This is a genomic window from Enterobacter sp. PGRG2, assembly GCF_030291195.1.
In the GTDB taxonomy this organism is placed as follows: Bacteria; Pseudomonadota; Gammaproteobacteria; order Enterobacterales; family Enterobacteriaceae; genus Enterobacter_D.
The window spans coordinates 511099-522468 of the sequence record NZ_CP127837.1 but is presented as its reverse complement, the minus strand read 5'-3'; the positions used below and the strand labels follow the sequence as shown (position 1 = coordinate 522468).

Sequence of the window (11370 nt, the reverse complement as noted above, 5' to 3'; positions counted from 1 at the left end):
CCAGCGCCTGATGCGTCAGCCACAGGCGGGTGTCGAACTCTAGCTGGTGGTAATGCGGCTCCATATGACAGCACAGCTGATAAAAGGCCTTGCTGTGATCTTTCTCTTTCAGGTGCGCCAGCTCATGCACCACGATCATCCGCAAAAAGGCTTCCGGCGCGTTGCGGAACACCGTCGCCACGCGGATTTCCGCTTTTGCCTTCAGCTTGCCCCCCTGCACGCGGGAGATGGCGGTATGCAGACCGAGGGCGTTATTCAGCACATGAATTTTATTGTCGTAGGCCACTTTGTTGATCGGCGGCGCATTGCGCAGAAACTGACTTTTCAGATCCTGGGTATATTGATAGAGAGCCTTGTCGGTGGTGACGTTGTGCGTATCGGGATAACGCTTTTGCAGCACCTCGCCGAGCCGGTTCTGCTCGATGAGCGAAGTAACCTGGGCCAGCAGATTTTCCGGATAGCCCTGGAGATAGAGAAGTTTGCTCATCATTGCCCCACGATAGCAGTTAAAAAAGGGTATACTCACGCCCCCATTCAGGGGATCACACCGAATTTTACCATCCAGGAGGGCCGATGAGCCATTCAGACAACGGTTTCCGTTCACTTAACTTAAAACGTTTTCCGGAGACGGACGACGTCAACCCACTGCAGGCGTGGGAAGCGGCAGACGAATACCTGCTGCAACAACTGGACGAAACTGAAATCAGTGGCCCGGTCCTGATTTTCAACGATACTTTTGGTGCGCTGGCCTGCGCGCTGGTGGAGCACAAGCCTTACAGCATTGGCGACTCCTACCTGAGCGAACTGGCGACCCGTGAAAACCTGCGCCATAACGATCTCAACGAAGGGGATGTCACCTTCCTTGACAGCACCGCGCCTTATCCGGCCGCGCCGGGCGTCGTGCTGATTAAGATCCCGAAAACCCTGGCCCTGCTGGAGCAGCAACTCCGCGCCCTGCGCACGGTAGTGACGCCGCAAACGCGCATCATCGCTGGCACCAAAGCGCGTGATATTCACAACTCGACCCTTGAACTGTATGAAAAAGTGCTGGGGCCGACCACCACCACCCTGGCCTGGAAAAAAGCGCGTCTGGTGAACTGCACTTTCAGCGCCCCGGCGCTTAACGATGCGCCGCAGACCCTGAGCTGGAAACTGGACGGCACCGACTGGACTATTCACAACCACGCCAACGTCTTTTCCCGTACCGGGCTGGACATCGGCGCGCGCTTCTTTATGCAGCATCTGCCGGATAATCTGGAAGGGGAGGTGGTCGATCTCGGCTGCGGTAACGGCGTGATTGGCCTGACGCTGCTGGATAAGAACCCGCTGGCCAGCGTGGTATTCGTGGATGAGTCGCCGATGGCGGTGGCCTCCAGCCGTCTTAACGTCGAAACCAACCTGCCAGAGGCGCTGGATCGCTGCGAGTTTATGATCAACAACGCGCTGTCAGGCGTCGAGCCGTTCCGTTTTGACGCCGTGCTCTGTAACCCGCCGTTCCATCAAAAACATGCGCTGACGGACAATATCGCCTGGGAGATGTTCCACCACGCCCGCCGCTGCCTGAAAATCAACGGCGAGCTGCGCATCGTGGCGAACCGCCACCTGGATTATTTCCACAAGCTGAAGAAGATTTTCGGCAACTGTGAAACCATCGCCACCAACCAGAAATTCGTGATCCTGAAAGCGGTTAAAACCGGACGCAGACGGTAAATTTCCCGCCCGATGGCGCTGCGCTTACCGGGCCTACGCGGCTCATGTAGGCCGGTGCAAGCGCAGCGCCGCCCGGCAAAGGCAAACTTATATCTCCAGCGCCAGCCGGGTACCCTGGGCAATCGCGCGGCGGGCGTCCAGCTCCAGCGCAACATCGCAGCCGCCGATGAGATGCACGGTTTTTCCCGCTTCGCGCAGCGGCTCCGCCAGTTCACGGCGCGGCTCCTGGCCTGCGCAAATCACCACATGATCCACCGCGAAGAGTTGCGGCTCGCCGTTGATCAGCACATGCAGACCGGCATCGTCGATTTTTTCGTAGCTCACCGCCGGGATCATTTTCACACCGCGCGCCAGCAGAGTTGCACGATGGATCCAGCCGGTGGTTTTGCCGAGTCCCTCGCCCGGTTTGCTGGCTTTACGTTGCAGCATCACGATCTGCCGCGGACTTTTCGGTAACTGCGCGCCTTCCTGCCGCAGGCCGCCGGGCTGATCCAGAGTGGTATCAATTCCCCATTCGGCACAAAACTCCGCAATATTCTGGCTGGTGGACTCCCCCGGCTGGCTCAAATACATCGCCGTGTCGAAACCAATGCCGCCGCTGCCGATGATCGCCACGCGCTCGCCGACCGGTTTTTTATCGCGCAGCACGTCCAGATAGTTCAGCACCTTCGGATGCGTGATCCCCTCGATCGGCGGGGTGCGCGGCTCGATCCCGCAGGCGAGGATCACCTCGTCAAAGTCGCCCAGCATGTCAGGCGTGACCCGTTGGTTTAGCCGCAGATCGACGCCGGTCACCGCGATCATGGTGCGGTAATAGCGCAGCGTCTCGTAAAATTCTTCTTTGCCGGGGATCTGTTTGGCGACGTTAAACTGCCCGCCCGGTTCCGCCTGGGCGTCGAACAAGGTCACGCTGTGGCCGCGCGCCGCCGCGTTAACCGCGAAAGACAGCCCGGCGGGTCCCGCGCCAATCACCGCCAGCTTTTTGATCTTCACCGCCGGTACGATCAGCATTTTGGTTTCATGACAGGCACGGGGGTTGACCAGGCATGAGGTCACTTTCCCGGCGAAGATCTGATCCAGACAGGCCTGGTTACAGCCGATACAGGTGTTGATTTCGTCCGCACGTCCGGCCTGCGCCTTGGAGAGGATCTCCGCATCGGCGAGGAAAGGCCGCGCCATCGATATCATATCCGCGTCGCCGCGCGCCAGAATCTCCTCCGCCACCTGCGGATCGTTAATGCGGTTAGTGGTAATTAAGGGCAGCGACACTTTCCCCTTCAGTTTACGGGTCGCCCATGTAAAGGCCCCGCGCGGCACCGGCGTGGCGATGGTCGGAATGCGCGCCTCGTGCCAGCCGATGCCGGTATTGATAATGCTGGCCCCCGCCGCTTCAATGGCCTGCGCCAGCTGCACGGTCTCCTCAAAAGTGCCGCCGCCTTCCACCAGATCGAGCATCGACAGGCGATAGATAATAATGAAGTCGCTGCCGACCCGCTCCCGCACCGCGCGCACCACTTCGACGGCAAAACGCATCCGTCGCGGATAGTCACCGCCCCATTCATCGTCGCGCTGGTTAGTGCGGGCGGCGAGGAATTCGTTAATCAGATAGCCTTCCGATCCCATCACTTCCACGCCGTCATAGCCCGCTTCACGCGCCAGCGCAGCGCAACGGGCAAAGTCGTCGATAAGCGCGAGGATCTCCTCGTGCGTCAGGGCGTGGGGTTTAAAACGGTTGATCGGCGCCTGAATGGCGGAAGGCGCAACGGGGTGTGGCTGATAGCTGTAGCGCCCGGTGTGCAGAATTTGCAGGGCGATTTTACCGCCCTCGCGGTGCACCGCCCCGGTGATGATCTGATGATGCGGCACCTGGCTGGCATCACAGAGCACCGCGCCGCCTTCCATGGTAACGCCGGAGAACGCCGGAGCCACGCCGCCGGTGACGATCAGCGCCACGCCGTGCCGGGCGCGTTCGGCATAAAAAGCGGCCAGTCGTTCGGCACCGTCAGGGCGCTCCTCAAGGCCGGTGTGCATGGAGCCCATCAGCACGCGGTTTTTCAGCGTGGTGAAACCCAGATCGAGCGGGGCGAAAAGCGACGGATAGCGGCTCATAATCTCTTCCAGTGTAAAATTATTGTTATGTGGTCGGATGAGTTACTAATTTAGCCAGCGCGGGGGCAAAGGTAAAAGCGGGATCGAATGATTGTGATGGGATTCAAAGAACTTCCCCGGTGGCGCTGCGCTTAGCGGGGCTACGCTTACCGGGGCTACGAAACCGCAGAAACCCCAGGCCGGATAAGCGCAGCGCCATCCGGCATGATTTACGGCGCCGTTGCCCGCACCAGTCCCGGCGCTTGCCACATCGAGGTGGTCAGCCCGCTGTCCACCAGCCCAAGCTGATCCGCATACACCGCCTGCCATTTCTGCATCATGCCGTCATACAGCTCCCGGTGCGCCGGGTTAGGTGTAAATTCCCGGCTCCAGCTCACCAGCCGCTCGCCGGTGGCGGCCATATCGTCGAACAGCCCGGCGCCGGTACCCGCGGCGATGGCGCAGCCGAGCGCGGTGGCTTCTTTCACGTCCGGTACGCGCACCGGCAGGCCGGTCACGTCGCTTAAAATCTGGCTCCACAGCGCGCCTTTCGCGCCGCCGCCCGCAAATACCAGGCCATCAAAGGTCACGCCGGAGAAGCGCGAAATCTGCGCCAGGTTGCAGGCGGAAACAATAGCTGCGTTCTCCTCCAGCGCGCGAAACAGCGTGGCTTTATTGCATTTTTCCGGATCGATGGAGAGGTTAATAAAAGACGGCGCGGCGTGATACCAGTGTTTGAAATGCATGGCGTCCGAGAAAATCGGCATCACGCCGTGTGAGCCTGCAGGGACGCGGCCCGCCATCTCTTCCATCAGCGCGTAGGCGTCCATCCCCATCCGTTCGGCGATCAGCTTCTCCTCGGCGCAAAACGCGTCCCGGAACCAGCGCATGGTCAGGCCGGTGAAAAAGCTGATCGACTCCGCCTGAACCATGCCGGGGATTACGTGCGGATTAACGCGGATATTCATATCGGGATCGGTGCGTACCTGCGGCAGATTGACCACCTGCTGCCAGAAGGTGCCGCCGAGCACCGCCGTCTGCCCGGCGCGCACCACGCCCAGCCCCAGACAGCCCAGCTGCACATCGCCGCCGCCCATCACCACCGGCGTGCCCTCGCGCAGGCCGCACTGCATGGCGGCAGAATGGGTCACCGCGCCCAGCACGGTGCCGGTCTCTTTTACCGGTGAGAGAATATCGGCGCGCAGCCCGGCCATATCCAGCAGCGCCGGACGCCAGTCGCGCGAGAAAAGATCCAGCATGCCGGTGGTGCCTGCGTTGGAGGGATCCACCGCCAGCTCGCCGGAGAGTTTCGCCGCCAGCCAGTCGCTGATCATGGTGATCGTCGCTGCCTGACGATAAATATCGGGCCGGTGATGCGCCAGCCACAACAAACGCGGCATCGCGCTCAGCGCCAGCGTCTGCCCGGAAACCTCGTACACTTCCGCTTCAAAGCGATCGTCGTGGATCTCTTTTAATTCCGCCACTTCGCGGCTGGCGCGGGCATCGACGTTAGCGCAGGCCCAGATCGCCTCGCCGTTGCGGTCATAAAGCACAATGCCTTCACGCATGGAGCAGCAGGCGACGGACTGAATATCAGCGCCGGTCAGCTGTGCCCGCGTCAGCGCCTGGTGAATGCACTGGCAGGCCAGCTGCCAGTTGGTGGTGAGATCGAACTCCATCGAGCCGGGCACGTTCTCCACGCTCAGGTGTTTCCACTCGGCCTGGCCTGCGGCGATCTGCCGCCCCTGTAAATCAAAAATTACCGCGCGAATGCTGCCGGTCCCGGCATCTAAGGCTAAAAGATAACTCATGAGCTTGCCTCGCTGTTGGCGCGCGGCAGGCCGGAATTACTCCGCCAGTGCCAGGATCGCGCGTGCTGTCGTCTCTTCCGTCACCAGGCCATTGATACGGCGACCTTTGAGTGCGGCATAAATCGCCTCTGCTTTTTCGATGCCGCCGGCCGCGCCGACAATGGTCGGCAGTTGCGCCAGTTCATCGAGGGTGACGCCGAGCAGTTCCCGGTGGATGTCGAGGTTGTCCACCCGCTCGCCGTCCGCCTGCAAGAAATACCCCAGAATGTCGCCCACCGCGCCTTTGCGGGCATACATCAGCTGTTCGCCTTCGCTGATATAGCCGGATCGCATAATGGTGGCGTCGCGTTTCTGGTTGACCGATCCAATGCCCACCACGGCGACGTCCGCGGCGGTTGCGGCGAGGATCACGTCCCGCACGCTGGATTCGCGTTTTAAGATCTCCGCCACATCCGCCGATGATACCCGCAGCGGGGCAGGGATCATGCTGATGCTACAGGCCGCGTCCAGCTGGCCGATGCCGGTCATATACGGCCCGACGCCGCCGGACAGCGTGACCAGGCGGATCTGCTGTGAACTGATAAAACCGCTCAGATGCTGGATACAGCTCATGGTGGTTTCGCCAAAGCCCACCGCCAGCAACTGCCCCGGCGACAGCACGCCCATCAGCGACTGGGCAGCGCCTATCCCGAGGCGCACACTCATTGCCGGTGTGTTCAGCGCGGGCAGCACGCGGGTGATCTTCAGCCCAAAGCGCTGTTGCAGTTCGGTTTCCAGCGCCAGACAGCCCTCATAACGGGAATTGATCTGCACGCGGATCACGCCGGACTGCCGCCCCTTTTCCAGCAGGCGGGAGATCTTCAGCCGAGGCAGTCCCAGCCGCTCGCCAATATCATTTTGCGTTAAGCCATCGTGGTAGTAGCACCAGGCCACCCGCGCCACCAGCTCTTCCTCCGATAACGTCAGCCCGGCAAAGCGGCTCTCATCCGTAATACGTTTTTCGCTCATATGATGAACTCTTATAAAATTTTAGATCAAATGTTCTCATGCGCCGCTGAATAAAATGTGAGCGCCATGGCAAAAGCGATCTTTTGTCCCTGCGCAAAACAAAGCAACGATCCGAATGCAAAAAAGTGTGATCCGGGCACGGGTATTAATATAGCTCACCGTCTACGCTTTTTGAACATTGTGAATTTTTAAAATCATATGTTCATTACCGGAGCCAGAATGATCCCTCTCATTGAAGCCCGTGACGTCCGCAAACAGTTCTCCGGCGTGCCCGTTCTGAAAGGCATTGATTTTACGCTGCTTGCCGGTCAGGTGCATGCGCTGATGGGCGGCAACGGGGCGGGGAAATCCACGCTGATGAAGATCATCGCCGGGGTGGAAACCGCCGACAGCGGCACGCTGCACATTAACGGCAGCGCCTACCGCCGCCTGACGCCCGGCCAGGCGCATCAGCTGGGCATTTATCTGGTGCCGCAGGAGCCGATGCTGTTTCCCAATCTGACGGTGCGGGAAAACATTCTGTTCCGCCTGCCGCGCAGCGGGAATACCGATGAGGTGCTGAATGAAAAATTACAGCAACTCAACTGCCAGCTGAATTTGCAGGCTGCCGCCAGCACGCTGGAAGTGGCGGATCAGCAGATGGTGGAGATCCTGCGCGGGCTGATGCGTAACGCGCGCATTCTGATCCTCGATGAACCCACCGCCTCGCTGACGCCGGGGGAAACAGAGCGGCTGTTCCGGCAGATCCGCGCCCTGCAGGGGCTCGGCGTCGGCATCGTGTTTATCTCCCATAAGCTGCCAGAGATCCGCGCCCTGGCCGACAGCGTCTCGGTGATGCGTGACGGCGCGGTGGTGCTCAGCGGCGCGCTCAGTGAATTTGACGATCAGGCGCTGATCGGCGCGATGACGCCAGCCAGCCGCGCCCATCATTTAAGCGACTCGCAAAAACTGTGGCTGGCATTGCCGGGCAACCGGCGGACCCAGCCGCAGGATTTTCCGGTGCTGCGCGTGGAAGACCTGACCGGCGAAGGCTTTATCGATCTGGATCTTGAGGTGTACGCCGGGGAGATCGTCGGCCTGGCGGGGCTGGTGGGATCCGGGCGCACCGAATTTGCCGAAACCCTCTACGGTCTGCGTCCGGTACGCGGCGGGCGCGTGTGGCTGGAAAATCAGGAGATTACCAGCCGCGATACGGCCTCCCGGCTGGCGCGCGGGCTGGTCTATCTGCCGGAAGACCGCCAGGTGTCCGGGCTGTTCCTCGATGCGCCGGTGCGCTGGAACACCGTGACGCTTAACGAACCCTCTGTCTGGCAGCAAAAAAGCCGCGAAGCGGCGGTGGTGGAGCGTTATCACCGGGCGCTGGGCATCAAACTTAACAACGCCGATCAGACGGTGCGTACTCTCTCTGGCGGTAATCAGCAAAAAGTGCTGCTCGCCCGCTGTCTTGAGGCCAATCCGCTGCTGCTGATTGTCGATGAGCCAACGCGCGGCGTCGACGTTTCCGCGCGGGCGGATATTTATCAGCTGCTGAAAAGCGTGGCGGCGCAGAACGTCGCGGTGCTGATGATCTCAAGCGATCTCGATGAATTCCCCGGTCTGGCCGATCGGGTGGTGGTAATGCATCAGGGAATGCGCAGCGGTGAACTGGCGCGGCAGGCGATCAACGTCGATCGCATGATGGCGCTGGCCTTCGGAGGACAGGCATGAAGACCTTACTGAAAAACCGCGAGCTGAGCGCTTTTCTGGCGATCCTCGCGCTCTTTGCCGTGCTGGTGGCCCTCGATCCGGCCTACCTCAGCCTGCAAACCCTGGGCATGATTTTCGCCAGCAGCCAGATCCTGATCCTGCTGGCGCTGGGGGCGACGCTGGTAATGCTGACGCGCAACATTGATGTTTCGGTCGGCTCGACGGTGGGCTTAAGCGCCATTGCCGTCGGGGTGGCGCTCAACAATGGCTACGGCCTACCGCTCGCCATGCTGTTTGCCCTGAGCATAGGCGCGCTGGCGGGGGCGTTCAACGGTCTGCTGGTGGTCGGGTTGCGCATTCCGGCCATTGTCGCCACCCTTGGTACCCTCGGGTTATACCGTGGCGCCATGCTGCTGTGGACCGGCGGTAAGTGGATTGAAGGACTGCCCGCCAGCCTGAAATCCCTGTCGGTGCCGGTGGCGGCGGGCGTGTCGCCCCTCGGTCTGCTGGTATTAGCCGTACTGGGCGCGGGGGCCTGGTGGCTGGCGCGCACGGCCTCCGGGCGGGATTTTTATGCGGTAGGGGATAACCTCGCCGCCGCACGGCAACTGGGCGTGGCGGTCAACCGCACCCGTATGCTGGCCTTCACCTTAAACGGCGTGCTGGCGGCCTGCGCCGGGATCGTCTTTGCCGCGCAGATCGGCTTTGTGCCTAACCAGACCGGCAGCGGGCTGGAGATGAAGGCCATCGCCGCCTGCGTGCTCGGCGGCATCTCGCTGCTCGGCGGCACCGGCACGCTGATCGGCGCGTTTCTGGGCGCGTTCTTCCTCACGCAAATCGACACCGTGCTGGTGCTGTTTAAGCTCCCGGCCTGGTGGAACGACTTTATCGCCGGGCTGGTGCTGCTGGGCGTGCTGGTGCTGGACGGGCGTCTGCGTCAGGCGCTGGCCCGTCATCAGCGCCAGCTTAAATACAGCCGTTTTCAGCCGGGCCACAAGGGGAGTAAGCACGTCGCCCGCTTTCCGCATCGCAAAAATAAAGAGGTGGCGTAAATGAAGCTCAACTGGGAGTGGTCGCTGCTCGGTCTGCTGGTGCTGGAGATCGCGCTGTTCGGCGCGATTAACCCGCGCATGCTGGACATCAACATGCTGCTGTTCAGCACCAGCGACTTTATCTGCATCGGCATCGTGGCGCTGCCGCTGACGCTGGTGATCATCAGCGGCGGTATCGACATTTCCCTCGGCTCCACCATTGGCCTGTGCGCCATCGCGCTGGGGGTGATGATGCAGGCGGGCTGGCCGATGGGCCTCGCCATCGTGCTGACGCTGGCGCTGGGTCTGCTGTGTGGCCTGCTAAACGCTGCGCTTATCCACTACACCGGCATCAGCCCGCTGGTGATCACCCTCGGCACGCTTTATCTCTACGGCGGCGGGGCGCTGCTGCTCTCCGGCATGGCGGGGGCGACAGGTTACGAGGGTATCGGTGGTTTTCCGGACAGCTTTACCGCTTTCGCCAGCCTGACGCTGTTCGGGCTGCCGGTGCCGCTGGTGCTGTTCGGCGTGCTGACCTTTGCCTTCTGGCTGCTCGCCCACCGCGGGCGCTTCGGGCGGCACCTGTTTTTGATTGGTCAGAACCCGCGCGCGGCACGCTATGCGGCACTGCCAGTGAACGGTATGCCCTACGCGCTGTACGGGCTGGTGGGGGTGGCGTCGGCGATTGCCGCGCTGGTGCTGGTCTCTTACTTCGGTTCGGCACGTTCGGATCTGGGGCGTGATTTGCTGATGCCGGCGCTGACGGCGGCGGTGCTCGGCGGCGCGAATATCTACGGCGGATCGGGGTCCATTCTGGGTACCGCGCTGGCAGCGTTGCTGGTGGGGTATCTGCAACAAGGGTTACAGATGGTCGGCATCCCCAACCAGGTGTCGAGCGCGTTGTCAGGTGCGCTGTTGGTTGTGGTGGTGATGGGGCGTTCGCTGAGCCTGCACCGGGAATGGGTGCGCACGGCCTGGCGTCGGCTTCTCTCGCGAAAAACAATCGGAGCATAAGATGAAAGCAAAACAGATAGTGCAGCTTAGCGCGCTGGCGCTGGCAACCTGTGTGGCAACGGCGCAGGCCGCCGACCGCATCGCCTTTATTCCCAAACTGGTGGGCGTCGGCTTCTTCACCAGCGGCGGCAACGGCGCGAAAGAGGCGGGCAAAGATCTCGGCGTTGACGTCACCTACGACGGTCCCACCGAGCCGAGCGTTTCCGGCCAGGTGCAGCTGGTGAATAACTTCGTCAACCAGGGCTACAACGCCATTATCGTGTCGGCGGTGTCGCCTGACGGTCTCTGCCCGGCGCTCAAGCGGGCGATGCAGCGCGGCGTAAAAGTGCTCACCTGGGATTCCGACACCAAACCGGAATGCCGCAGCATCTATATCAACCAGGGCACGCCGGAACAGCTGGGCGGCCTGCTGGTGGAGATGACCGAAAAACAGGTGACGAAGCCTGATGCGAAGGTGGCGTTTTTCTACTCCAGCCCGACGGTGACCGACCAGAACCAGTGGGTGAATGCCGCGAAAGCGAAGATCGCCAAAGATCATCCGCAGTGGAAAATCGTCACCACCCAGTTTGGTTATAACGACGCCACCAAATCCCTGCAAACCGCCGAAGGGATCTTAAAAGCGTATCCGGATCTGGATGCGATCATCGCCCCGGACGCCAACGCCTTACCGGCAGCGGCGCAGGCGGCGGAAAACCTCAAGCGTACCAACGTGGCGATCACCGGCTTCAGCACGCCGAACGTCATGCGCCCGTATGTGGAGCGCGGCACGGTGAAAGCCTTCGGCCTGTGGGACGTGGTGCAGCAGGGGAAAATCTCCGTCAACGTCGCCAGCCAGTTACTGAAGAAAGGCGATCTGAACGTCGGCGACACGGTGGAAGTGAAGGGGCTTGGCCCGCTTAAAGTGGAGCCGAACAGCGTACAGGGCTACCAGTATGAAGCGAAGGGCAACGGCATTGTGCTGCTGCCGGAGCGCGTGGTGTTCACCAAAGATAACATCGGCAAATACGATTTCTGACGGGGGA

Annotated in this window: 9 protein-coding genes; 5 read left to right on the top strand and 4 right to left on the bottom strand. The window is 61.2% G+C overall.

What is annotated here, in order from left to right; translation table 11 throughout:
• Positions 1–487: M48 family metallopeptidase (locus tag QRD42_RS02095; protein WP_321988097.1), on the bottom strand; the 487-nt coding region annotated here is incomplete at its 3' end.
• An 86-nt stretch (positions 488–573) separates the two neighbouring features.
• On the opposite strand from QRD42_RS02095, the gene rlmG reads away from it, so the two are divergent.
• A complete protein-coding gene (gene rlmG, locus QRD42_RS02090; protein ID WP_321988096.1) occupies positions 574–1710 on the top strand; it encodes a 23S rRNA (guanine(1835)-N(2))-methyltransferase RlmG in 1137 nt (378 codons plus the stop codon).
• A gap of 87 nt (positions 1711–1797) precedes the next feature.
• Here rlmG and QRD42_RS02085 read toward each other — a convergent pair whose 3' ends face one another.
• The 3 genes from QRD42_RS02085 to lsrR all read right to left on the bottom strand — a co-directional run bounded on the left by QRD42_RS02085 (position 1798) and on the right by lsrR (position 6617).
• Entirely contained in the window at positions 1798–3819 is a 2022-nt protein-coding gene (locus QRD42_RS02085) for an NADPH-dependent 2,4-dienoyl-CoA reductase (RefSeq protein WP_321988095.1), read from the bottom strand.
• A gap of 209 nt (positions 3820–4028) precedes the next feature.
• Positions 4029–5609 (bottom strand): autoinducer-2 kinase, encoded by a 1581-nt coding sequence (gene lsrK / locus QRD42_RS02080; RefSeq protein ID WP_321988094.1) that lies wholly within the window; start codon positions 5607–5609, stop codon positions 4029–4031.
• Positions 5610–5645: 36 nt separating this feature from the next.
• On the bottom strand, positions 5646–6617 hold the full coding sequence (lsrR, locus tag QRD42_RS02075) for a transcriptional regulator LsrR (RefSeq protein WP_318373802.1): 972 nt from the start codon (positions 6615–6617) through the stop codon (positions 5646–5648).
• Between the two features lie 198 nt (positions 6618–6815).
• On the opposite strand from lsrR, the gene lsrA reads away from it, so the two are divergent.
• The 4 genes from lsrA to lsrB are packed head-to-tail and all read left to right on the top strand — an operon-like array spanning position 6816 to position 11363.
• Complete coding sequence (gene lsrA, locus QRD42_RS02070) at positions 6816–8324, top strand: autoinducer 2 ABC transporter ATP-binding protein LsrA (protein ID WP_321988093.1); 1509 nt, start codon at positions 6816–6818, stop codon at positions 8322–8324.
• Positions 8321–9355, top strand: coding sequence for an autoinducer 2 ABC transporter permease LsrC (gene lsrC, locus QRD42_RS02065; RefSeq protein WP_321988092.1), 1035 nt, complete (start codon positions 8321–8323; stop codon positions 9353–9355). The genes lsrA and lsrC overlap by 4 nt, the downstream gene beginning before the upstream one ends.
• A complete protein-coding gene (lsrD, locus tag QRD42_RS02060; protein ID WP_318373800.1) occupies positions 9356–10348 on the top strand; it encodes an autoinducer 2 ABC transporter permease LsrD in 993 nt (330 codons plus the stop codon).
• A 1-nt stretch (position 10349) separates the two neighbouring features.
• Positions 10350–11363 carry an autoinducer 2 ABC transporter substrate-binding protein LsrB gene (gene lsrB, locus QRD42_RS02055; RefSeq protein WP_072569655.1) on the top strand — a complete coding sequence of 338 codons (1014 nt, stop codon included), beginning with the start codon at positions 10350–10352 and terminating at the stop codon, positions 11361–11363.
• Positions 11364–11370: the final 7 nt, after the last annotated feature.